Below are 24159 nucleotides of genomic sequence, written 5' to 3'. Positions count from 1 at the left end.
GGTTTATTTCTTAAACTCTTTCGCTAGCCCACGGACAACAGGCGTGCGGGATTTCCCACAACCGTCACATTAGGGGGAACGTCCTTGGTAACGATAGCGCCCATTCCAATAACGGCGTTATTACCAATTATTAAAGGATTGTCAGGAGTTCCCTGTTTTAGAACAGCCCCAGATCCAATATAAACATGATCGCCTACGACAACGTTGCCGCTACACCTTACACCGGCTGCAAATGTTACGAAATCACCTATTACGCAATCATGAGCCACGTAACTATAGTGGTTTAAATGGAAGTGGCAGCCAACTTTAATATTGCAGGTGAGCATTGAAAAGGAGCTGAGTACAGATCCTTCGCCAATTTGTACGTCGTCTAAAATTACCGTATTTGCGGCTGCAACGTTGATGAACGCAATGTTGTCATTGGTGCACTGAGTTGCCAGCTTTTCACGAATTAAGCTATTTGCAATGGCTATGACTATGTATTTCTTGTAAGCCTTATAGTTAAGAAATTCCTGGTATCTTAATACTTGATGCCCATTGATCCAGCTATGTGAGCATTGATCGTCTATAAAAAATAATTTCTTACTACAGTCTACACCCATAGAGTCTAGTTGGCTTCTCAATAAAGGCATAACTTGACGGCCAAAGCCGCTCGCCCCGTACACCGCAAATATTGAATCACTCATTATTCATCGCTCTGTATCAGTTTTTTCGGTAGTACTAACTAGGTCGGAAGGAGCCCCTGTAAATCGCGGCATGGTTTGATCAGCCGAAGAATTAATTCCTTCTCTGATCAGGATTTTTTTGATTGTTAGAATAATTATTTTACTATCCAACCAAATAGATCTATTTTCGACATACCAAATATCTAAGTTGAATTTTTCTTCCCAACTAATAGCATTTCTTCCGTTAATCTGGGCCCAACCAGTAACTCCTGGCTTTACTTCGTGCCGTCTGAATTGTTCTTTAGTGTAGAGAGGTAAATAATCTATTAATAAGGGGCGAGGACCTACTAAGCTCATGTCACCTTTAAATACATTCCAGAGCTCGGGCAGCTCGTCTAAGCTTGATGAACGCAGTATTCTTCCAAACCGAGTAAGTCGTTGATCATTCGGTAATGGTTCGCCTTGTGCGTCTTTACTATCTAGCATAGATCTAAATTTAATCATTTGAAACGGAATTCCGTTTAAACCTGGCCTAGATTGCGTAAAAAAAATTGGCGAGCCAAGTTTGAGCTTTATTGCTAGGGCGACTATGAGAAAGATGGGAAACAAGATAATGATTCCCATCGCAGAAAAAAAAATATCAAAAATACGTTTCATCGCTGAATTGCTGCTTCGAGCCAATCGCAAAAGGATGTGGAAAGATCATCCCGATCAAATTGTTCTCTAGCTAACGCTGTTGCGTTCCTACCCATCTGTTTTAATATTTGTTTGTTACATAAAGCATGTTCTAGAGCATCAGCGAAAGCAATTGAGTTATCAGGCGGTACCGTATAGCCACAGTTTTTTTCTAGAATCATATCGCTTATCCATCCTGGATAATTGTTCAGCACGGGGAGGCCGGCGGCAATATAGTCAAAAAATTTATTCGGCGATGTGCCATAATAAAATTCCGGTATATTGGCAAGTAACTGTAGGCCCAGATCCGAGCTCTTCATTAACCCAGCTAATTTTTGCTTATTTACAGAATCGTGAAAAATCAAATTATCTAAATTTCTTTTTTTTGCGTTTTCAATCAATGAATCTTTTAATTTTCCTTGCCCAATGAGAAGTAATTTTATTTTATCTTGTTTTCTATTTTTTAACTGTTCGGCGACGTCTAATAGCGCATCAAGTCCATTTGCTATTCCATGAGTGCCTGCGTATAACGCTAAAAAGTCATCTTCATTTACATTTGCAGGGCGCCATGGTGCAGCGTCAGAAGAAAATATTGTTAAATCACAACCATTAGGTATCAACGCAATGTTTTTACTTAATATACCTTTGCGTCGAATTCCCTCGACTATTCCGGGGGATAATCCTACTAATTTGTTAGCAGATCTGTAGGTTGCCCATTCGAGAAAGGACATTGATTTCAAGACAAGCGGGTTGCGGATAACTCCCATTGCTTTGGGCAACTCCGGCCATAAGTCTCTCACTTCAAAGATGAATGGCTTACGTCGAAACCATCGAGCAAATATACCTGGAATGCCTGCAGTTAAGGGAGTGGTGGTGGCGAACACGCCGTCATAGTTTTCAGTGAATATTAATTTAACACTACGCGCAGCAAACCTTAAAAACTGGCCGGCTCTTTGTGTTAAGCCAAAATTATTGGAGTATGCCAGGTCAAACTCTATAATATCTATACCGTCAACAACTCCACGTCTCATGCCTTTATTAAACGGATTGTTTAGTCCTGACCCTCCCCGATTATAGCTTCCGCAAACCATAGTCACTTGGTGTCCGAGCGAAATCAGCTTCTGTGCCATTTGGTAGGAACGAATACCTGCGGATCCTTTTGGAGTAGAGAAATGCTGGTGAAAATATAGGACTTTCATTAAATGATCAATGTCGTTAATGTTCAGGCATTAGCCGGTGTGTTGATGTCGGTCATGAGGGGCGCAGACTGCTCCGTCGTGCCGATCAGCAGTGTTTCGAGCTGAGCAATAATTCTTACAGCAGCGTTTCCGTCCCATTTTTCAGGAATTGCGCCTTTTTTCCATTCACCCGCAAAAAGACGGTCAAGCGCTGGCGTGAGTTTGGCGGGATCGGTGCCGATCAGCTCGTTGGTACCGACGGTCACTGTCTCAGGTCTTTCGGTGGTGTCGCGCAAGGTCAGGCATGGCACACCCATGACGGTCGTTTCTTCCGTGATGCCGCCCGAATCGGTAATGACGCCTAAGGCGTTCTTGACCATGTAATTGAACTCAAGATAAGGCTGTGGATCTACCAGCTTGATAGAAGACGGAAAACCCCGTAGCTCCCTCAAGGTCTTGGCCGTGCGGGGATGCACGGGAAATATTACAGGCAGGCCCCGCGTGCCTACTGCAATGGCACTCAGCAATTTAGAGAACGATGTGCCCTCGTCTACATTGGCAGGACGGTGCAGTGTGACAACAAAATAGTCTTTGCCGTTTAGATTCAGATCTTGCCAAAAATCAGGTGCACGCAATCTATCCTGATTGGCGAGCAGGGTGTCGATCATCGTATTGCCGACGAAAAAAATACGGTCGTCAGGAATCCCCACTTTGAGCAGGTTGCAGTCTGCTTCTACAGTTGTGGTGAAAAACCAATTGGTGATGGAGTCCGTAACCATACGATTGATTTCTTCAGGCATGCTCCAATCGCCCGATCGGATGCCCGCTTCCACGTGCGCGACTGGGATATGCAGCTTCTGTGCGGTGATGGCGCAGGCCATGGTTGATGTAACGTCTCCCACTACAAGGCAGAGGTCTGATGGCTTTTCCAACAGCAGCGCTTCATATCTGATCATGATGCCGCCAGTCTGCTCAGCCTGGGTGCCAGAACCGACTTCAAGGTTGACGTTAGGTAGCGGGATGCCCAATTGTTCAAAAAAGTCGCCGGACATCTTGGCGTCATAATGTTGTCCGGTGTGAACCAGGCGATAGCGCAGGATGCCACCTTCGGCTTCTCGCGCCTTGAGAGCCCTGATTATCGGGGCTATTTTCATGAAATTTGGGCGTGCGCCGGCAATAATGTCGATTAACATAAATTATTTCTAGATGGAATTTTGAGGGTTTAGGTCCAGCGGATAATAGTAGTGATGCATGCATCGTAATGAGTTTCAAGCTCCAGCACAGGCAGTTTCGTTTTATGAAGATAGTATAGAGATTCCCACCCATCAACCAGTTCGAAACGGTCAATCGGTTGATTCGATGTAATCTCAAGAGAATAACGCTTACTGCGGGCTGTGAGGCCGTGTAGCTCCCATAAGACGGGAGCCAGTCTCCAGCGAAGAATAGCTTTATCCTTGAATCCTGATATATTATCTGTAACAGTCAGGTGATTTTTGTGCAGTTCCAGTAAGCGCTTATGCGAAACTCCATTTCTATCCCTATAGCCCGCGCCAAAAGTATCATTCTTCTCGGAAATCAAAAGTGGTTTTATCCAATTTGTTTTTAGCCAGTCTCCAAATAGAAAACGGCTAATTCTTGGCATCTGATCTCTGCCATCAAACTGTACAGTATTATGGCCGTGTGTCCCGGAGAAATAATGCATTAAATCCGATGAGGAGTTATAACTATAGCTTCCTGCATCTCTAAGTAAATTTAGACCATCAACCCATAAGTCCAGGTGAAGCGCATCAGATTGACTGGGTTTAAAGCGAAATCTGGGAAAGCGTAGCAGTGCGAGAGCGCGTTCTCTTCTTAAAACCGCATACCCCCCATCAGAATATACTACAGAGCGTTGAACTGAAGTATCCAAAGTGGGAGGAACTAGACCAAGCCAGCGCAGAAGTTCTTTAGATGCTTGTTGTTCATTATATCTACTGCAACCAACAAAGAGCGTCATAGATAAATGAACACTGGGTCTATAATCTCTATAGTCTGTATCAACTATGGGCAACAAATGTGCCCCGTCGTTAGCACCAAAATTTGGCCCATCTCCCGACTCTATATCTAACATATGGTCTAGCCAGACGGCCGCGGCACATGCTCTTTGATAAAAAAGAGTATCAAATCGAGGACGATTAAGTTTACGGCGCCATAATTCGACGATGGATAGTGTATCCATCATTAACCGATGATAATTCAATGAATATTGAGAGAAGCTTCCGTCTGGTGAAATCAATTGTTCAACTCTATCTTCTAGTAATCTGCGCCCTAGAGTCTCCCAGCGTTTTGCCGAAACGTTTCCTTGAGTAGCTAGCCATCCACCACCTATAAATAATGCCGCCGCCTCCGAAGTGCCATGGTTATTATTCTGACCGAGTGCGTAATCAATGGTAGGTGCTATGCGTTTTAAATGTATTTCAATCAATGATAACAAAGATAAACACGGCTTAGCAATTTGGTTACTTAACAATGCACCCATAGCTAAATGTATAACGCGAATTGAGGCTTCTTGCCCACACTTCCAATTAGCCCCTTTGTAGGGAGGATTGTTCAATATCCAGTCGTCGATCCAAGTATTTAATTTATGTAAAGCAGTAGGATCACCTAAAATACCGCGTTGAACAAATGAGATAACCCAATCAAACCGAGATGCTTCCCAAATTACTTTGATATCCGTAACGTTTGTCTCGAAATCCGGAATGGCCCACCAGTCATTTCGGAAATTCGAGATTGTCACGTTCTTAAATGGATCATTATGCCAACATGGCGGCGTGGCATCAACGCATACTTCATGAAATCCGAAATACAATGCGCGACGAGTCCAAAAATAGGGAGCCTTCGGTTTCGTTAAATCCGGTGTCAGATCAAAAAAGAAAGGCAGATGAGGAATATCAGCTTTCAGACGTAATACTGGATTAATTTTCGTCTTTATGCTCAACCGATAAATTAAGACGCGTGCGACATTACGTAAGCCTAACAAAAATAAAGTTCTTATTTTGACAAGTATCATAAGAGATCGGAGTCATTGTTCTCGGCGTATGCCACGCATTCATGCACTTTCAGAAGCATGGTTTTCATATTCCACGTTTCGGCTACTAATCTTCTCGCTTGTTCAGACATATAGATTAGTTTTTCCGAGTGCAACGATTTTACAATGGCATGTGTTAGATTCGATATATCGTAATCATTCAAAAGAAACCCCGTTTCACCATCGATTACTAGGTCTCTCTCAGTGCCATCTGCTGGCCGCGAAACGACCGGTTTGCCGAATATCATTGCATGGTTTATTACCAAACCACCGAGTCCGGGGACTACTACTAAGTCTGCGGCAGAAAAATAGTTACCAACCCCTTCAAATATCTTGCCAAAAAACTTTACGTTAGACGATATGCACATTTCATGGGCACGACGTTCCAGTTCAGGCAATTCAGGCCCAGCTCCAACAAACCATAATTGAGTATCTGGATGAATATTAACATCTAACAACACATCTCTGAACGATAACAAAAGATCCATAGGGCGTTTGGATTTAATCAAAGAACCGACATACAAAATAGCCGGCCCATTTTTTGCACTTTTCAGCTTTGAGACTAAAGATAGATCTATCTCAGCTAACGCCCGCTGTTCATTCATACTATTGGGAGCAACAATTATTTTTTTGTGCCGTATTTTTTTTCTAAAATATAATAATCTTTTGCTAAGGTGTTTCTTGCCATTACGCATGATGAACGAGAAAGTAAAAAATTAATAATAGGGTCGGTAAGTTTGTTTAGAAAATTTCTCTTTCTAGTTCTTACTTTTCCTAAACTCCACCAGATATATTTAGATTTGAACAGCTTGCAATAAACATATATCGATAAATTATTTAGAAAATTAATTTCACCTTCAGTGATGATTATCTCTGGCCTATCTTTTACCAGCGAAAAAAATAGAAACGGAGAAAAATAAAAAGGATATTTCTGATTCTTGTAGTGGATGGTTGGAGAAACTGATCGTAATTTTTTATAGGGAAATGGGACGGTATTTCCTGTTATTGATTTAGTATCATTCTTTGGTTTGTATCCACCATCGTATATTATTGCGTCGTGATGAGAGTTTTCAATAAAGTATTCTAGAAATTGAATACGCCAATTTGCCAGGTAAGGCTGAAAAAAAGCTACTCTCATATCAATATATGTTTTTAAGGAGTGTATAAATATCGACCGAAGTTGTTTTTATCACTTTTGCCGGCACCCCAGCAACGATTGTATTGTCGGGAACGCTGTTTATTACGACGGAATTAGCACCTATAATCACATTGCTTCCGATAGTAATGTCGCCCAGAATCCGGGAGCCTGCAGCTATATAGACATTGTCCCCAATTCTGGGCACTCCCATCGGATCTAGTTGACGTCCAATAGTTACATTCTGACCGATAATTACCTTTTCGCCAATAATTGATTTTGAATGCAATACAACTCCAATTCCACCGTAGGCAAACTTCGACTTCTTTCCAATTACGCAAGAATAGGGGATTACGCTGTTAAATAAAATGAAATTCACTCCTTTTATAATTTTTGGTAAAAATGGAATCTTATGTCTATATAAGAAATTAGACAATCTGAATAAACCGATTGCATTCATGTGTGCCTTAATAAAAAAATATCAACATTATCCGAAATAATCGTTTATAGTTTTAATTGATGTCTACGTTAAGTCCAGCTGAATTTATAAATATTCTTGTGGCGCATGGTTTGGACAACAACAACAAGCGCTAGGTTGCCTGCTAAAGTCGAATACGCCGCTCCAGTAATACCGTATTTAGGGATTAAAAAGACGTTAAGAGCAACGTTGAGAATCATTGCGATTAGGCTGCTAAAAAACAGCAATTTTGCGCGGCCAATTTTAATTAATGTGTAATTGGAAACTAGATAAAAAGGCATAATAAGATGGGCTGCAAGGAGCACACAATAAATCAGAGGATTATAAGTATATTCTTCTAAATAGATCGTCGCAATAAAGTAACACACTGATAATATAACGGACAAAACGCAGCCGAGAGATATCATATATATCACGCATTTTGTGGTGGTTTTGCTCAATTCTAGAATCGAGTTCGATTTATATATTTTTGGTTCAAATACAATTGCTATTACCGCATATGCGAACGTCAGTGCCGAAGTGAAGGTATACATGAAAGAGTATTGCCCGACAGCATCAGAATCTAGATAGTGAGCTAAAATAAATCGATCCGACATGGACAAAAGTATTCCAGAGATTCCATGGCACGCAATAGGAAGTCCTTTGCTAATTCTAATTCTTAGCGTGTAGAAGCTAATTTTTGACCATGAGGCTACTGAAAATACCTTCAGGCTTGTAAAAACTGCGGCAAATGATTCTGCAAGAAGATATAAAAAAGTACTGCCAGTATAGCTGCTCAACGTAACAACCAAAATCAATCGCGTTGAGGCATACAGCAGCCTATTTTTTGAAAATTGCAAAAATTTGCTCTGAGTTCGATAAGTACAAAGTAGAATCTTATTTAATGATAAAAGAAGCGCAACTAGCGGTATATATAATAGATATAAAGGAGCTTCAGGGATAAATGGTATGCTTCCGGCTCCAAGCAAGAATAATATCGCTGAAGTGATCATGCATACAGTAGCTGCCGAGAATGCTTCGAGAGCTATATTCTCAGTTTTTGCACTTAATAATTCTCTGTCTTGTCCCATTAATACAAGTGGTGACAAAGTCATTAACAGAGAATAACATAGGACTATCTTCCCGTAGTCCGAGGGGGAAATAAAGAATGGCAATAACGCTAAAGATAACCAGCTGCAGCTACGTGCTACAGCTTCTGATAGACCAACTCCAATTAATGGCGATTTTATTCCAATCATTTGAATAATTATAGATGCGTGCTCAAGAATTCTCTTTTCTCATAAGTGAGATCATTTTAGGGATGTAAATCTCACGTACAGTCGGACGATGGCCAATAGTAGTATGCCCGTCATAAAGACTACGAAACCATTATAGATACTTCCTCTAGCCACTAGTATCGACGCACTTAAAAATGAAGATAGTAGATAGAGACTACTTATTCCAAATCGTTGCTTTGCCTTGAAGTAGATCAAGTAAAAACAAGCTATAAATATCGAGGCAAAACTTCCTGCTGATTTGAAATTTCCATAAAACATTCCATACATGGTCGGATGCATACTTCCTCCGACGTTGTATATGCCTGTATAAGAATTCCAGACTTCGTATGAAAAGTCCGGAGGCTTAATTCCTAGAAATCCCGTGGGAAGATAGAAGAAAATAATTCTTGAAATTGTCCACCCTTCACCGAAGCCGACCACATCATTTCCATGGTCGATAAGGTAATAGAATGAATCTATTAGTGATAGCTCGCCCTCACCGGAGGAAATCATATTTATAATGTTTGTTGTCGATGTTTCGATCGAGAAATCATCAATGCCTACGTAGCGTAGCTGCTGAAGAGTAAAAAACAATGCTAAAAATAAAACTATATAAACCGCGAACTTTATATATGATTTTCGTATAAATATATAGTAGAATATAAACGGGAATATAATTGGTAGCATTAAACTGCGCGATTTAAATGCTAATACGAACCCGACAGAAAGTAAAAATAGAATTATTGCATTAATATATTTTTTGTAAATTATTACTGAGGAAAAAATTGAAATCGCTGAAAAATAATAAATGTATATAAGTGGTAAATAAAATGGAATATTTTTCGATTCGCGCCATCCTGCATTAAAGACCGTTCCTTTAGTTGCATATATGCTAATTAAGGCTATGACGGTAGTAATGAGAAAAATAGCTGAGATTGCATTATGAGTCCTAGTTTCATCTCTTAGGTTTTCAGAAATAGGCGTAATCGTTTTTTTTGAGTGCGTAACAGAGTAAATAATCGCAAAAAACACAATGTAGCTCGCGTTGAATACAGCTGAAAAAAATAAAGCGTATTCTATAGCGTGTGTGGATCCGGTTGCTGTTTGGGCATCAATGTATATTGGTATATAGAAATTGAATGAAATGGCAAGCCATAGAAATAACATTTCTCGCCCGTATTTAATATGCATGAAGAGAATTGCAACATATGTGGCGAAAGATATTAAATACATGAAGTCGCGGAATGGATAGCTAAAGCATTAAGGACGGCTGACGTTATTATAAATTTCGGAGATGCATATATAAACATTGCACTGCTTAGGATTCAGATTTGTAATTATAATTCATATATTTATAACCACCATTACGAGAGCCGTATCGAAGTGTAGTAGGAACTAGATCGTTAAATATGATTCCTTTGACTTGTTTTCCTGTCTGTTTAATGCGTTTTATAGATTCTTCAAGTTCGCCAATGGTGGATACGTTAGCTCTGGCTAACAAAAATATTGTGCCTGCAAAAGGTGTTAGTACTAAAGCATCAGCTACAGGAAGTATGGGGCTAGTATCGATTAGTACATAATCATAAAGGTCCGAAAGTTTTTCCAATAACGTTTTCGTCGTGCTAGAAAGTAACAGCTCAGTAGGGTTTGGGGGAAGTACGCCCGTAGTTATTACATCTACATTTGCTATTACATTTTTATGTGTAGCTTGTTCTAATGTGATTGTGCCGCTGATTAGTTCGCTTAAGCCATGTTGACGTGGCAAGCCGACGTATTGATTCAAATAGCCTTTTCGCATATCGGCGTCTACGAGCATCACCCGCTTACCCCCTGCGCCAAGCACTGCAGCGAAATTCATACTTGTGAAGGATTTTCCTATTCCCGGGGTCGGGCCGCTCAAGAGGATAAGGTTGTTTTTTGCCTCTAACAGTGCGAATTGGAGTGCTGTTCTTAAACTTCGCAGACTCTCTATTGCAGGGTCTTGCGGTTCTTTTGTCGCGAGGACGTGGTTGCCTGGTTCTTTCATCTTAGCGAGCTGATGAAATTTTGCTTGAGACGAGGAATGCGGGACAGTGGCGAATACGTGCATGCCTAAAGCTGATTCAATTTCAGCAGGGTCTTTTACCCCTGGATTTAACCAAGCACGAACGATTGCAGTGCATACTCCTGCGAGTAGACCGAAGAAAGCACCCAACGCAATTATTAGAAGGCGATTAGGCTTGACAGGGACTTCAGGTTTTGCAGCCGTATCAATCACACGGACATTGCCCACCTTGCCTTCTTTTACAAGTCGAAGTTGTTGCGCACTATTTAATAAATTAACATACATTTCGCTATTGACTTTTACATTTCGCATTAAGCTCAGTAGCTGCTGCTCGATGTCAGGCATTTTTTTAACATTTTTTTCTATTTTCTGAAGTTCATCTTGAATGGCAACGATTTGATTATCAATTGTTCTAATTGCAGGATGATTAGGTTGGAATCTTGGCATTAATTCTCGTCGCTTTTGTTCTAACTCCAGCAGTTTAGTTTGCAAGTTGGCTGAAGCTTGCAACGATAATTCGCCCTCCGATCCTAAATTGAATGTTCCATGCGCATCTCTAAATTCTGTATATTTCTCTTCAGAGATACTCATCTGTTGTCGTAATTGAGGAAGAAAATCATCAAGAAACGATAATGTTTTTTCTGCTTCAGCAGCCTTGCGCTCGATATTTTGCTGCACATATGCCTGACCAATTGAATTGAGTATTTCTGATGTTCTACTTGGGTCTGGTCCTTTTAAAGTGACAGCTATTATGCCTGATTGCTTTCCTTTCTCCCCAATATTCAATTGTGTTTGAAGATCTGTTATGGTCTTCAAGCGTGAAAAGCTTTTTAAAAGAAAACGAGCTCCGGGCTTAGCATTAATATTTTTAATTAATAACTTTCCATTCCCATCTTCGAAATTGAAGGTATTAATTATTCCGACTTTGCCGTTTGCGATTGGAGTCGAGTCTGGCCCGCTTAGGCGATAACCGTCGTCAGTAACTACGAGTAATAGTTCTTTGCCCTTTAGAGCTTCGGATACGTCTAGCTGTTCAACTGCGATTGATTCTGTTCCTGTTACGTAACCGTCAAACCATAAAAAGCCAGGATCTGATAGAGATGTTGCTCGTTTTGCCAGCCACTCTCCAATAATTGGCAAATAATCTGGTCTAGCGTATGTGTATAGAGCTAAATCGTCTGCAGCTTTCCCTATAACGTACCTAGATCTCAAAATTTCCATCTCCGCCGATGCGGGGGATTGAACATCAAATAGCACAGCCATTTCGCCTAAGCTACTGGCAGTGTTATTAGAGTTCGTTTCTACTTGTATTAGCATATTTGCTTGGTATATTGGCTGACTAATAAATGCATAGCTTGCAGCTATGCATAGGACTAGTAGTCCAATTCCAGAAATTAGCCATTTTTGTTCTAATATTATGTCAATTATTCGAAAAAAATTGATCGTATGTTCGTCTTGTATAGAGACCAAGGGGGATATAGTATTTATTTCGCTATTCATTAGGAAAATTCGGATTTATACTTTATGTCAAATAACGAGCACAAAAGAGCTGTTCGTAATCAATTTTTGGATTGATCTAATGAGAGTTTGATCGGTGCTTGGAGGAGAATCAAAATTCAGCTATGCTGTCTTGTCTTAATGTACAATTTTATTTAAGTAAATTTTTTATTTTTAATTCAATAGTAATAATTCTAATATCGTTATATTACTGAGTTTTTACAAGCATGCTTACACATTAAATCTCAAGTTTTTTCTATTGGAGTTAGCGTGTCGCGTTTCTAGTCGCAGTCACCGCCGCATAACTAGGCAAAATATTGCTAATCACACGCTGCCACCTAACTACACTCGCTGGATCAACATAAACCAAGTCATCCGATTTCAACTGAAATCCGTTAGCAAGCACAAAAGCCGTTGGCTTGGTTGCATCCAGGTGATAAATCTCTGCGTCGTCATTATTTCCTTTCCGGATGACATAGATTTGATTGGCGTGAGCTGTAAGGGGATTAGGACCGCCTGCGGCGCCCAATGCGTCGGCCAGCGTCCAGTCGCCATCAAGCATAGGTTGCGTGCGAGCATCCAGCACTTCACCCATCACAAAAACCTTATTCTCTTCACTGCTACGCACGCGAATCATGTCTTCATTGGCCAACATGATCTTGTTGGGGTTGATACCCAAGCGCATGAGCGTTGGAAAGTCGACCCGCATGGATTTGTCTTTGCGAGTAAGAATAATCGTCGAGCGATCTGCTTCTTTGGTAAAACCCCCTGCGCGGTTCAGTGCTTCGGGCAACGTCATCGGTAGATCATCCATGACTTGCAGCCCTGGGGTGCGAACCTCGCCATCTACATAGACACGCCGATTACGATAGGACTGCACCCGAACCGTAATTTGCGGATCTTTAACGTAAGAGGCCAGTTTTTTGGTCAAGGCGTTGCGGACTTCGAGTTCGGTCATGCCCTGCACGTTGAAGGCGCCCACATACGGGAACTGAATTTGCCCGTTCGCGTTGACGTTATAGCCGTTACCAATATCCGCCTGGCTAGGTGACCCTTGCACTCGGGTGGAGGTGATGGGCATCAATGCCAGTTCCGGATGATCCCACACCACAATATTAAGTATGTCGCCAGGCCCAATCGTATAAGGCGATGGCGTGCCGAATAGTGCCCTCACATCGGGACTGATGTCCGTTGCCATCGCCGCCCGCTGTTGCTTCAACAATTGCGGCGTAATATTAATCAGCACCCCCGGAGGCGCTTCATCTCCCTGCTCATCAAGCTTGCTTTGCACATTCTGGGGGCTTCCCATATGCATCCCGGGCGACAACGCGCAGGCGGAGAGCAAAGCAGCCGTTACAGAAATTACACTTATGCGCACAATGCGCTGCGAAAGACGGGATTCGGGCAAGGTCGATGCTGTCATTTGGTCTTTTTGATGGTTGATTTGCCGAAAACAGGCGTAAAACCCGGGCATTATTCTTGGAAAGCGAGCTTCATGATAAACAAGCGCGCAGGCTACCGCAGCATTTTCGCCCGAAATTAGGCGAAAACACTAGGCCGATAGGTTTATGGGCGTAAACGCTTCCAACGCTGTATTAGCGCATTCCTGAATGACGGATTGGTGTCAGTGGCACTCGAATGTTACTGCGTATTGCTAAAACAAGGCCAGTACCCATGTTGCTCACATCTGGTATTGAATTGGCGTTGTAATATTACTACGATGACACTGTCAGTTTAAGGGAATGCGAATAATTTGTATTTCTATTCGTATCAATTGTCCGTTGTTATTAGGCCGCATGGCGGTAGAGATCCTCAGATCAGTCCAGAGCTTCCAGCTTGCTGGGGGATATTTTCAGTTCGCGTTGTTGCCCCAGTATTTCGAGCAGCAGCGTCACGCGCTTGGACGACACGGCGGAGATAAGGCCTTCCAGGCCGCTAAACGGGCTGTCACACACACGGGCGCGGCGTCCTGGGCGCAAGGTGGAGAGCTCGGTTTCAGGGGTTTCGTTGCGTCGTCGCTCGAGTGCGCGTATGGCATCGAGCATGGTGAGCCGCACGGTGGCGATCTCAATGCCGAACCTGATCAGGTTCGTGACGCCTCGTGTAGAACGTACGGTCGCGAGAGATTGATTGGGGCTGCAAGGCTGCAGGAAAATGTACCGGGGAAACATGGGTTCATATCCAAGCTCTTGTTTTTTATAGGTTTTATACATGGGCAGATAGACATTGAAGCCCTGAGCCTGCAGGTTGGCAAGCGCGATGCTTTCTTGCCGCGGTCGGGTATAAGCCAGGTACCAAGGCTGCGGCTGTTGGTCGTGGGCTATCCCCTCGTGGGATTGTTGGTCGGCAGATTCCGCGAGTTGAGGTCGCCTTTTCAAACTGACTGGCATGATCGACGCCCCTATGTTTTTGGTTTGCTGTCGGATAAGTAGCCCCCGACCAAGCATGGCCAGCAGGCGGCATTATTCTCCCCAGATTTGATGACATTATAAGATGCGCAACCCCGACGCTAAGACGAAAAAGCTATATGGCTATACCAAAGTCGACTGTACGTAAATGAGGAAAAAGGCGGAGGGTGGGGCGTTGATCGTCGCAAACGTATGCGGGAAATGGCCGTCCAATAGATGACTTTATGCGCCGCCATATGTTGATGGTCGTACGCCATCCAGCCCCTAGCGTTTTTGGTGAAACCGCTGTACGTTTGAAACAATAAGAAACAAAAAACAGGTCGGGAGGCTGAGGCGATGAGTGTTCACACGGATGGGTTTGCCAGACAGGCTCAGGGCAGTACATGTCACCGCATGGCTGGCGTTGCTGGAGTTTCTATCTTGCAAGCCTTAGGTCATTTTCTCGCCGGTGTGGCGATTGCTGCGTTTCTTCTTCCAGAAGGAGGGATGATCGTGTTGTTGAGCCTCTTCGCCGCAGCGGCCATGAAGACGCTGTATAACTATCTGGATGCTGGCCGCCTGGTTGCCAGGGACGCCGGCTACGCGAGCGCCTTGATGGCGGGTGGTGTGTTATGTCTGTGTTATCACCAGGTGGGTGGACTCGCTTGAGCACATAATCCCCACGTTTTCCGGAATCGATCGGTCCTCCCTCTTATTCACGTGTTTCGCGCCCAGCGGCTTAGCCAGCTTGCTGGGCGCGCTGCGTTGGCGCGGCTGTTTGCCGCTTACCGCCATCCTCCCTCTCCATAAGTAAATAGCGGTTCGCCAGCTAGAAAGACAAGCAAATGCCAGGGTGGGTTACACCAACTAGGGTTAATCCGTATATGGCTAACCGCCATAAAAGCGGCATAATTTTTCAAACTAATGGAATAAATATTCCGGTATATGGAATTTCAGGGAAAAATGTCAGAGCAAAATAAAAAAGAGGGTGCAGTCGGCTCCCTGGAGCGAGGTCTCCTGATCATTCGTACCTTGTTGGACGCGCCGGGCCCGCTGAGTCTGGCCGAGCTCGCGCACGAACTAGGGCTGGGGCCCAGCACCGTGCATCGACTGTTGGGAACACTGACTGAACTGGGCCATGTCGTCCGGGAGCCTGGGGGCAAGCGTTATCTGGCGGCGCCCCAAGTCTTGGCGCCTTTGAGCTTCCAGCACCCTATCACCCAGGTGAGGCTGGCGTGCAGGCCGGCGATTGAAGAGTTGCGTGAGCGAACGGGCGAAACGTCGGCATTTGTGCTGTTTATTGGGCATGAGCGCCTGGTACAGGATTTTGTGATTGGTCAACGGCTCTTGGCGCCCAACTACCAGACATGGCTGAGGAGTCCGACGCACGGATCAGCATCTGGAAAGCTGCTGCTCTCCACGATTCCAGAAAAGAATTGGGCCGATCTGATCGGTCAGGAGCCATACCAGGCGCACACGCCTTCCACCATTACCACGCATGACGAAATGGCAGCTGAGATTCAGGCAATTCGAACGCAGCACTATTGCGTTTCCAAGAATGAAGCCTATGACGGCGTCTCTGCGTTTGGGTATCCGGTCGCGGTGCTCGGTAAAACCGTGGGCTGCATCACATTGACTGTGGACAGCGCATCGTTGAACGCTGCGCGGGAGGAAGTCTTGATCCAGGAAATGCTGCGCTGTGTGAAGAGCATTCAAACCGCATCGGGTTCGCTCAAGCTGCTTCACGACTGGCTCTTTTGATACCTCATCAATACCCGCACTTATTTGAAGGAAATTTAGAATGTCCAGATCTTCCCAGCAGTGGTTTGCTCGTCCAGACCTCCCCGATGATCATTATGTTGATGTCGATATTTACACATCGCAGCAGGTATTTGAAGACGAACTGCAGAACATTTTCGCAAAGACTTGGAAGTTTGCCTGTCATGAAAGCGAAATCCCTCATATTGGTGACTATCGCGCACTGAATCACGCAGGCATTCCCGTTTTTCTTATTCGGGGCGAGGATGGCAGCATACGTGCCTTTGTCAACGCCTGTCCGCATCGTGGGTCCAAGCTGGTGACGGATGTTCGCGGCAACGCCAAAAACCTGACCTGCTTTTTCCATCTGTGGACGTTCAACGATCAAGGGCGATGCATTGAGATCACTCGCGAAGATGGCTATGCCCAGTCTGGCGTGTGCAAAGGCGAGCAAGGGCTTCGCCGTGTCCGATGCCATAACAAGTTTGGCATGCTCTTTATCAATCTCGACGACGAGGCGGATGAGTTTGATCAGCACGTCGGAAATGTCATGGATTGCCTGGAAGAGGTGATGACAACCAAGCCGCTGGAAGTCTTCCATCATCACCAGATCACGATGAGTGCCAATTGGAAGCAATGGCATGAAACGAACATGGAGCTCTATCACGAATGGGGGCACATCGTGAATAGGTCCACCGCGATCGCTGCTGACGGCTATCACAACCGTAGCTGGTCTATCCACGAAAACGGCCATGGAACGTTGGATCCGATGGAGGTTTCGTATGACAACTACAAAGGCTGGGAAAGCCGAACTGGATGCCTGTTACCTGGTTTGGGGCCCGGCGAGTTGCGCTTGGTTGATCTTTTTCCCAATACAACCATTCTGGTCCGGGCCACGGCGATCCGTATAGATACCACTACGCCTATCGCTCCAGGCATCACCTTGCTTGAGCAGCGCGGCTTGGGAATTCTTGGTGAGCCAGAGGAGGACCGCAAGGTGCGCGTCAAGCACCACAACGAGATTTGGGGTCCGTTAGGAAGAAACCTGGCGGAAGACGTCATTTTTGTTGAAACCGTTTCGGAAACGCATCGCCGCGAAGCATCCAAGTGGGGACTGTTCGCCCGGCACGAGGGAATCAAGGCTCAGGACGACGAAATTATGCGTGCCTACTATCGAGTATGGGGACGCATGATGGGCAGGTCAGCCAGTAATCCCTTGGGGTGATCTGCCTCTTGTATAGGTTTCCGTAAATTTTAAACACTGTGGAGCGGTCAGTAATGAGCGGTTATCGCGAAGAGATTAGTGAGTTTCTCTATCACTTATCAGAAAAGCTGGACGAAGAGTTGTACGAAGAGTTCCTGTCGTCGTGCGATGCCAGCTTTCATTATCAGGTGGGCGCGTTCAGCCCGGAGTTGGGCAAGGAGATGGTCTGGCTTGACCATGATTACAAGGAAATACGCAACCTCATGCTGTTGATTCATCAGCATGTCCGTATGAAGGGAAACTTCACCAGAAATATCAGCATGATACGGATCAAGGACGGTGGGGAGAACTGTTATGAGGTGCGCTCTCAGATTATGGTCATGCACACCGATCAGTCTGGAACGACCAAGCTGTTCGCAGTAGGTAGTTATAGCGACAGGATCACACGCAAGCAGGATCAGCTTCGCCTGCTGGAGCGCAAAGTGTATTTGCAAACGCGCAATCTTGGGCCAGGTATTCATGTGCCTATCTAACAAATCCATGGGGACAATGTTATGACACACCATAATCACAACACGGCACGCAGAAGCACGCTGCGCAAATTGACCGGTCTTGGCCTGGGAACGGTTTTGAGTGCCGGCGCCGGCGCCGGCGCGGCCCTGGCGCCGTTTGGTGCGCTCGCCAAATCGGAATCCAAGGCGACGTACCGCTTCAGGTTTGGAACGATCTACACGCCCGCAGCGGCAGAGTACACGGCGCCAGGTATTTACGATTTCGTCGAGCGTGTTCATCGCAAATCGGATGGCGAAATTGCAATTCAGCTGATTGATAAAGCCCAGGCATGTTCTGAAGATCAGTGTGCGCAGCGCGTGATGAATGGCATTCTGCACATGGGTTCCTCCACCTTTCAGAATACCGGCACGACCATGCCGTATTCCGTCGCATTGGACTGGCCATTCTTATGGAAGAGCAGGGTCGCCTACCATAACTTTCTGTTGAGTAAAGCATCGAACCGCCTGTATCGCGATGTGCTGCGAGACAAGTATGGCGTAGTGCCGCTGTATGCGAGCGGTGGCATGCGCAACATCATGATGGGGAAAAAATACGCCGAGGCCGCGGATATTACATCGCCGGATGTCCTCAACGGGGCGAAGATCCGAATTACGAATAGCGAGATGATCAGTAATTTCGCCAAGAGCATGGGGATGGCGCCGATCCCATTGGCGTGGGGGGAGTTGCTGGAGGGCCTGAAGTCCGGGCTGGTGGACGCGACCGAAACCTACCCAAGCGCGGCTGCCGGGTTCGGCATGTATTCGGTCTTGTCTCAGGATATTGATGTCCAGTTCTGTCCGGGCTATTCGATGATTTTCATGGCCGCCAGAACCTTCGACAAATTGCCCGAGCGCCTGCAGGAACTGATCTACGAAGCTGCCTACGAGACCATGGTCCACGCCTATGAAACCGCAACGCTTGCGGAGTCTACGCTGGTGGGGATCGGGCCAGACCCATCGCCTGATTCTGCGTATCAACGAGGCAAGATCCGCCAGATCAAGCTGAGCCCTGAGCAGTACGCAGCATTCAAGGAGCGTGGCTCGGTCGAAAACAACTCGCAACTGTATGCGAATCTGAGAAAGCAGCTTGATGGGGTCGCGCGGTTCGATGTCTACGGGGCCCTGAGCGAGTACGCCGAAAGCGCATCGAGCACAGAGTTGGTCGCCGAGAAATGGTGGACCTGAGCAAGCGTGTCCAGTTGGCCGGAGCGCCACGAACTTGAAAACTAAAAACGGCGGGAAGCGATGAAGCTGAAGACGTTCTGTACCAACGCTAATCTTGACCGGGTTCTTCTGAAGATTGAGAACTCGGTGATGATAGTCAGTTACCTGATACTGATCTGCCTGGTAGGTGGAGAGACCATTCGTCGGGCCATTTTCCAGCAGCAGGCAACCTGGGGGCCCGAGATTGCGATGTATTCGTTTATCTGGCTTTCCTGGTTCGCTATGGCGAGGCATTGTCGCTACGGAACCAATTTGGGCTTCACGAAGATCAGAAGCTCTCTGCCGGCCTCCGTCAGAAGAGTGTTGGAAGTGATCGACGCCATTCTATGGTTGATCATTGGCGGGGTGGTGTTCTGGAGCACGGCCGAACTGATCTCGAGCAACTATGCGACTGAGCAATTGATCATGGGAACGCCAATCCCCGCATGGATCATTAATCTGGGCGTGCCTTTGGGTTGGGCATTTTCCATGTTCAGGATTGTTCAACGATTGTGGCTGGTTCTGTTTCAGTGGAATTTCCTCGAAAGTGAGCGGACGACCGATTTTCTAAGCGCTTGAGCCCACTGAAATTCATTATCGGAACTATTTATGCTCTTTCTCATTTCATTCTTGTGCATAGCGCTGTTCGTTCTCGGCACCCCGATGGTTTTGTTACTTGCCGTGTGGGTAGCGGCAACGTCGTACTGGATCATTGACTACCCGCTGATGAATATTGGGTTGTCATCCATCGACTCGCTAAAAAACTATACGTTCCTGGCTGTTCCTTTGTTCATCGCGACAGGGGATCTGCTCACCGCGGGCGGCGTGTCACAGCAATTGGTCAAGTTTTCACGTGCGCTGATTCGTTCTGTGCCGGGGCGAACGGCGGCTACTTCGGTGCTGGCCAGTGGCATGTTCTGCGCCATCAGTGGTTCAAGTGCAGCTGCCGCGGCCACGATGGGCAAGCTGATGGCCCCGGAGTTCAAGCGGGCCAATATCCCCATGCGCAGAGGCGGCGCAACCGTGGCGGCAGGTGGGATTCTGGGCGGGCTTATTCCTCCCAGTACCATCATCATCATTTATAGCCTGACGGTAAACGTCTCACCTGTGGAGTTGAATCTGGCGGCAATATTGCCAGGTTTGCTGATATTGCTGTTCATTTTCGTCGTGTCGATCATGCGTACGCGTGAGTACGAGCCAGCATCCAGATCGACGGAAAGCTATTTTAAAGAGGTTGGCGCTTCCGTATTGGGCGCGACCCCCGCGTTCATTGCCATTGGCCTTTTGTTTGTGGGCCTGTATTCAGGTCTCTTCAGCCCGACCGAAGCCGCGGGCGTGGTAACCATCTACTGCGCGCTCATCGGGCTGTATTGGGTACGCCAGTTCGGCATCCGGGACATACCAAAAATCCTGATGGAAAGTGCCTCGGTTACCGGGATTATCGGGCCGATCGTTGTTTTCTCTATTCAGTTCCAGCAAATCCTTTCGGTGATGGAGATTCCGGATTTGATCTTGGTGCAGTTGGTGGAGCTGTCGTCGGCTTATGGTGCGACGCTTACGCTTGCGGTAATGATGGGCATCGTTCTCCTGTTTGGCACCTTTATGGAAGTGATTGCGGTAATTCTGATTCTTGCACCCATTTTTGCGCCCATTGCAACAGAGATCGGATTGAACGGCGTGCATTGGGGCATGATTTTCATTATTGGCGCATCCATAGGGTTTATTAGCCCGCCGCATGGCCTGAATTTGTTCATCACATCAATGACCATGAAGATAGATTACGGGGAATTGATGTTCGAGATTGTGAGAATGATTATTCCAATCCTGATTGCCTGGATCATCGTGGCAGCATTCCCATATATCAGCCTTGTTTTCGTATAGATGAAATCGAGACTTCGTCGAAGGGTAGCATTTTGATGCAGCAAGAACACAGTATTTTATTCAAGAGCAAGGTCAACGATTACGCAGCGGTTGCCGTTGAAGGTGAATCGGTCTTGCAGGCCGGGCTGCGTCAGTCTGTACCGCTCAGCTATCACTGCGCAAGTGGCAGCTGTGGTTCTTGCAAGGCGCGTCTCGTTCAAGGGGCGCTGAACGTCTATACCGGCGCTGACTTCATACAGGTTTCGCATCCAGTGGGCCAAACAAGCGTGGGCCCCGAGGTGCATTTGTGTCAGAGCCACGCAGTGACTGACTGCATATTCGAGGCGTCTTGCGACGACAAGGCACCGGCCGAATTGCCTACGCCCAAACATTACGTCGCACTGCTCAAGGATGTGCAGTCATTGGGCTCTGGCTTGCATCGTTTGCTGGTTGAGTTTGACGATGCCGTCCGTTTTTTACCCGGCCAGTATGTGATGCTGGATGCAAAGGCCGGGGGCCGGGCTCGAGCTTATTCGGTCGCAAACTTTGAGCAAAACTCGCGTCAGTTGGAATTCATTCTTTCATGCAACCCCAATGGGGCGGTGTCGCCCTTGCTGTGTGACGCGAACAGCATCGGCAGAGAACTGCGCGGATATGGTCCGCTGGGCAAGGCGTATGTGCTTCCCAAACCAGATAAAGAGCTCGTCATGTTGGTGGGTGGGTCGGGCGTGTCGGTGGCTTTATCTGCCTTGCAATGGGCCATTTCAACGCAATACACACAGCATCGTCGGCTCACGATCTTCTGGGGCGTTCGAGACACATCTCCAGTCGATTTGATCAGGGTATTCAATCGTTGTGTGGCCACCCACCCCAATATCCAGGTTGCCATTTGCAGCGATGTCGCGCCAAGCGCTCAGGATAGCGTCCAGTTCCCGCATGTTGATTTCTTTGAAGGCTATCCGGCTGATCATATTGTGAATGATGCCAGCATCAGTTGGGAGGACAAGGAAGTATACATTTCGGGGCCGCCGCCAATGGTTGACTATACGGTCAGGCAACTGATGATCAACACAGAGATTGATCTGGCGGATGTCAAATGCGATAGCTTTGTTTGACCTGAGGTGGCTTCAGGCCGAAGCCCGGACTCCGAAAGCTCACAAGCAGCGGTTTTGTCATAGCAAGCAGTGGAAGGAAAGCCCTGCATATTTTAATAGAGGTTATTCGTGACGAGTATCAACTGGGTTAAAGCCTGCGAAGAAAATGAAATAAGCGATGGCGACATTGTAGAAAAGCATATTGACGGGCTTGACATCGTTCTGATGCGAAATGGCGAGCAGTTCTTTGCGGCGCAGGCCATATGTCCGCACATGGACGAAAAGCTTTGCAATGGCTTGTTGAAAAAATCCCGGCTGATCTGTACCAAGCATCTCTGGCAGTGGGATCTTGAAACCGGGAATCCCTTGGGCGCCGCGGAGAAGCCGATTCAGATATACAAGACGAGTTTAAAAGAGGGTGTCGTCTACGTAAGCGTAGACACTTAATAGGTGAATGAAATGACCAGAAAATTGCTGATGCTTGTTGGGGACTATGTCGAGGATTATGAGGCGATGGTGCCGTTTCAGGCATTCCAGGCGGTCGGGTATGAGGTAGATGCGGTGTGCCCGGACAAGGCTGCAGGAGACTATGTCATGACGGCGGTTCATGACTTTGAAGGCGCGCAGACTTATAGCGAAAAACCGGGCCATAGGTTCACATTGAACGCTTCATTTGACGAAATAGACCTGGAATCTTATGACGGCTTGGTTGTTCCGGGTGGTAGGGCGCCAGAATATTTGCGCTTGAACCCGAAAGTGCTGTCATTGATCCGCTATTTCTTCGAAGCCCAAAAACCAGTTGCCTGCATCTGCCACGGGATTCAGCTTCTGAGTGCGGCTGATGTATTGAAAGGGTACAAATGCGCCTGCTACAACACTTGCGCGCCCGAGGTGACAGCTGCGGGCGGCGAATATGTTGATATTCCGATGAATGATGCGATTACCGATCGTAATTTGGTGACCGCTTTTGCCTGGCCTTCCCACCCCGCGTGGATTGCTCAGTTCATGACATTGCTGGGAACAAAAATTACTCATGATTGAGTAGGTTCGATACGCCTGCAATAAGTAAAAAACAATATTCATAAAACAAAAGGAAGAGACAAATGAGCTGGTTTACTAAAACGGTAGTCGGGGTGGTGCTCGGCATTTTGGGTGCGCTTTCGGGTGCGAATGCCGACACCTACCCCAATAGGCCTATCAAGTTGGTGGCGCCTTTTCCGCCAGGCGGGGGCACGGATATCATGGCCCGCGCTCTTGCAGAGCAGTTGGCCGCGGAATTGAAGCAGCCGGTTATTGTGGAGAATCGCAGTGGGGCCAGCGGTAATATCGGCGCGGCCGCTGTGGCGCGCGCCAAAAACGATGGCTACACCCTGTTGATGACATCCGCGCCGTTTGCGATCGGTCCCGCGATTTTCAAAGACCTGAGCTTTGATCCCATCAAGGATTTCACTGCGATAACGCAAATATCCATGGTGCCGCTGCTGGTGGTAACGCGTGCGGATTCGCCACTGAACTCGATTGCCGATCTTATCGCCGCAGCAAAGGAAAACGACAAAAGCATATCTTTTGCCACCTTTGGCGTCGGCTCTCCGCCCCATCTCACCGGAGAGAAAATACAGGAGCTGGCGGGCATAAAAATGCTGCATATTCCCTATAAGGGCGGAAGCGAGGCAATCACTGAACTGATGTCTGGCCAGGTGTCCATCGGTATTCTCGATGTGATCTCCATGATGCCTATGGTCAAAGAGGGGAGGCTGAAGGCATTGGCGATAACCGGGCCTGTGCGGGCTCAGACGCTGGCAGAGGTGCCCACGCTTGTTGAAGCTGGCGTGCCGTACGATGATGTGGGTTGGTTTGGATTGTTTGCCCCTGCAGGCTTGTCCCCAGCAATAACCAATACTCTCAATGCAGCGGTTAACAAGATTCTGGCGACGCCGGACATACGCAGGTTGATTTTTGCTAGCGGCACGGTTCCCATCGCGCCGCCTACTTCACCTGCCGAGTGGCAAGCGATTTTCAATGAGAATGTGCGTGTTTGGGGGGCGACTGCCACCGAAGTGATGAAAAAAGAACCCTGATGCGCACCGTTTTTGTGTGGCGCTAAGCG

23 protein-coding genes are annotated in these 24159 nt (G+C 46.5%); 11 read left to right on the top strand and 12 right to left on the bottom strand.

The features are described 5' to 3' along the window. Positions 1 to 23: 23 nt before the first annotated feature. From ERE07_RS03195 to nusG, 12 genes are all read right to left on the bottom strand, one after another. Positions 24 to 686: an acetyltransferase gene (locus tag ERE07_RS03195; protein ID WP_130007347.1), complete on the bottom strand. Its 663-nt coding sequence runs from the start codon at positions 684 to 686 to the stop codon at positions 24 to 26. A gap of 3 nt (positions 687 to 689) precedes the next feature. Then, positions 690 to 1322: a sugar transferase gene (locus ERE07_RS03190; RefSeq protein WP_130007346.1), complete on the bottom strand. Its 633-nt coding sequence runs from the start codon at positions 1320 to 1322 to the stop codon at positions 690 to 692. Next, entirely contained in the window at positions 1319 to 2539 is a 1221-nt protein-coding gene (locus ERE07_RS03185) for a glycosyltransferase family 4 protein (protein WP_130007345.1), read from the bottom strand. Before ERE07_RS03185 ends, ERE07_RS03190 begins: the two co-directional genes overlap by 4 nt. A 23-nt stretch (positions 2540 to 2562) precedes the next feature. Then, a complete protein-coding gene (gene wecB, locus ERE07_RS03180) occupies positions 2563 to 3711 on the bottom strand; it encodes a non-hydrolyzing UDP-N-acetylglucosamine 2-epimerase (protein WP_130007344.1) in 1149 nt (382 codons plus the stop codon). 29 nt (positions 3712 to 3740) lie between these two features. Beyond that, the gene (locus ERE07_RS03175; protein WP_130007343.1) at positions 3741 to 5567 is read right to left on the bottom strand and encodes a heparinase II/III family protein; all 1827 of its coding nucleotides are present in this window, start codon (positions 5565 to 5567) and stop codon (positions 3741 to 3743) included. Further along, positions 5564 to 6190: a glycosyltransferase family 4 protein gene (locus ERE07_RS21805; protein WP_209021068.1), complete on the bottom strand. Its 627-nt coding sequence runs from the start codon at positions 6188 to 6190 to the stop codon at positions 5564 to 5566. Before ERE07_RS21805 ends, ERE07_RS03175 begins: the two co-directional genes overlap by 4 nt. Before the next feature lie 17 nt (positions 6191 to 6207). Continuing rightward, positions 6208 to 6723, bottom strand: a complete 516-nt coding sequence (locus ERE07_RS21800; RefSeq protein WP_209021067.1) for a hypothetical protein — start codon at positions 6721 to 6723, stop codon at positions 6208 to 6210. Between the two features lies 1 nt (position 6724). Then, on the bottom strand, positions 6725 to 7180 hold the full coding sequence (locus tag ERE07_RS22160; protein ID WP_130007342.1) for a serine O-acetyltransferase: 456 nt from the start codon (positions 7178 to 7180) through the stop codon (positions 6725 to 6727). Positions 7181 to 7248: 68 nt separating this feature from the next. Beyond that, a complete protein-coding gene (locus ERE07_RS03160; protein ID WP_130007341.1) occupies positions 7249 to 8436 on the bottom strand; it encodes an MATE family efflux transporter in 1188 nt (395 codons plus the stop codon). 1336 nt (positions 8437 to 9772) lie between these two features. Next, on the bottom strand, positions 9773 to 11998 hold the full coding sequence (locus tag ERE07_RS03155) for a polysaccharide biosynthesis tyrosine autokinase (RefSeq protein ID WP_130007340.1): 2226 nt from the start codon (positions 11996 to 11998) through the stop codon (positions 9773 to 9775). 262 nt (positions 11999 to 12260) lie between these two features. Further along, the gene (locus tag ERE07_RS03150; protein WP_245153375.1) at positions 12261 to 13469 is read right to left on the bottom strand and encodes a polysaccharide biosynthesis/export family protein; all 1209 of its coding nucleotides are present in this window, start codon (positions 13467 to 13469) and stop codon (positions 12261 to 12263) included. A 343-nt stretch (positions 13470 to 13812) separates the two neighbouring features. Then, positions 13813 to 14385, bottom strand: coding sequence for a transcription termination/antitermination protein NusG (gene nusG / locus ERE07_RS03145; protein WP_130007338.1), 573 nt, complete (start codon positions 14383 to 14385; stop codon positions 13813 to 13815). Between the two features lie 354 nt (positions 14386 to 14739). On the opposite strand from nusG, the gene ERE07_RS03140 reads away from it, so the two are divergent. The 11 genes from ERE07_RS03140 (at position 14740) to ERE07_RS03090 (ending at position 24130) form a co-directional block, all read left to right on the top strand. After that, positions 14740 to 15051 (top strand): hypothetical protein, encoded by a 312-nt coding sequence (locus tag ERE07_RS03140; RefSeq protein ID WP_130007337.1) that lies wholly within the window; start codon positions 14740 to 14742, stop codon positions 15049 to 15051. Between the two features lie 294 nt (positions 15052 to 15345). After that, complete coding sequence (locus ERE07_RS03135) at positions 15346 to 16143, top strand: IclR family transcriptional regulator (RefSeq protein ID WP_130007336.1); 798 nt, start codon at positions 15346 to 15348, stop codon at positions 16141 to 16143. A 40-nt stretch (positions 16144 to 16183) separates the two neighbouring features. Next, positions 16184 to 17365, top strand: coding sequence for an aromatic ring-hydroxylating oxygenase subunit alpha (locus ERE07_RS03130; RefSeq protein ID WP_130007335.1), 1182 nt, complete (start codon positions 16184 to 16186; stop codon positions 17363 to 17365). A 53-nt stretch (positions 17366 to 17418) separates the two neighbouring features. Further along, a complete protein-coding gene (locus ERE07_RS03125) occupies positions 17419 to 17877 on the top strand; it encodes a nuclear transport factor 2 family protein (protein ID WP_130007334.1) in 459 nt (152 codons plus the stop codon). A gap of 21 nt (positions 17878 to 17898) precedes the next feature. After that, positions 17899 to 19080 carry a TRAP transporter substrate-binding protein gene (locus tag ERE07_RS03120; protein WP_130007333.1) on the top strand — a complete coding sequence of 394 codons (1182 nt, stop codon included), beginning with the start codon at positions 17899 to 17901 and terminating at the stop codon, positions 19078 to 19080. 60 nt (positions 19081 to 19140) lie between these two features. Next, on the top strand, positions 19141 to 19677 hold the full coding sequence (locus ERE07_RS03115) for a TRAP transporter small permease (RefSeq protein ID WP_130007332.1): 537 nt from the start codon (positions 19141 to 19143) through the stop codon (positions 19675 to 19677). Positions 19678 to 19707: 30 nt separating this feature from the next. Further along, positions 19708 to 20979, top strand: coding sequence for a TRAP transporter large permease (locus ERE07_RS03110; RefSeq protein ID WP_130007331.1), 1272 nt, complete (start codon positions 19708 to 19710; stop codon positions 20977 to 20979). Between the two features lie 35 nt (positions 20980 to 21014). Next, the gene (locus ERE07_RS03105; protein ID WP_130007330.1) at positions 21015 to 22073 is read left to right on the top strand and encodes an FAD-binding oxidoreductase; all 1059 of its coding nucleotides are present in this window, start codon (positions 21015 to 21017) and stop codon (positions 22071 to 22073) included. Between the two features lie 108 nt (positions 22074 to 22181). Then, the gene (locus tag ERE07_RS03100; protein WP_130007329.1) at positions 22182 to 22499 is read left to right on the top strand and encodes a Rieske (2Fe-2S) protein; all 318 of its coding nucleotides are present in this window, start codon (positions 22182 to 22184) and stop codon (positions 22497 to 22499) included. 12 nt (positions 22500 to 22511) lie between these two features. Then, complete coding sequence (locus ERE07_RS03095) at positions 22512 to 23093, top strand: DJ-1/PfpI family protein (RefSeq protein ID WP_130007328.1); 582 nt, start codon at positions 22512 to 22514, stop codon at positions 23091 to 23093. A 62-nt stretch (positions 23094 to 23155) separates the two neighbouring features. Further along, on the top strand, positions 23156 to 24130 hold the full coding sequence (locus tag ERE07_RS03090; protein WP_130007327.1) for a tripartite tricarboxylate transporter substrate binding protein: 975 nt from the start codon (positions 23156 to 23158) through the stop codon (positions 24128 to 24130). The last annotated feature ends 29 nt before the right edge of the window (positions 24131 to 24159 follow it).

The sequence above is a fragment of the Allopusillimonas ginsengisoli genome (assembly GCF_004153455.1).
Lineage (GTDB): Bacteria > Pseudomonadota > Gammaproteobacteria > Burkholderiales > Burkholderiaceae_B > Allopusillimonas > Allopusillimonas ginsengisoli.
This window is presented reverse-complemented; position numbering and strand designations above follow the sequence as displayed.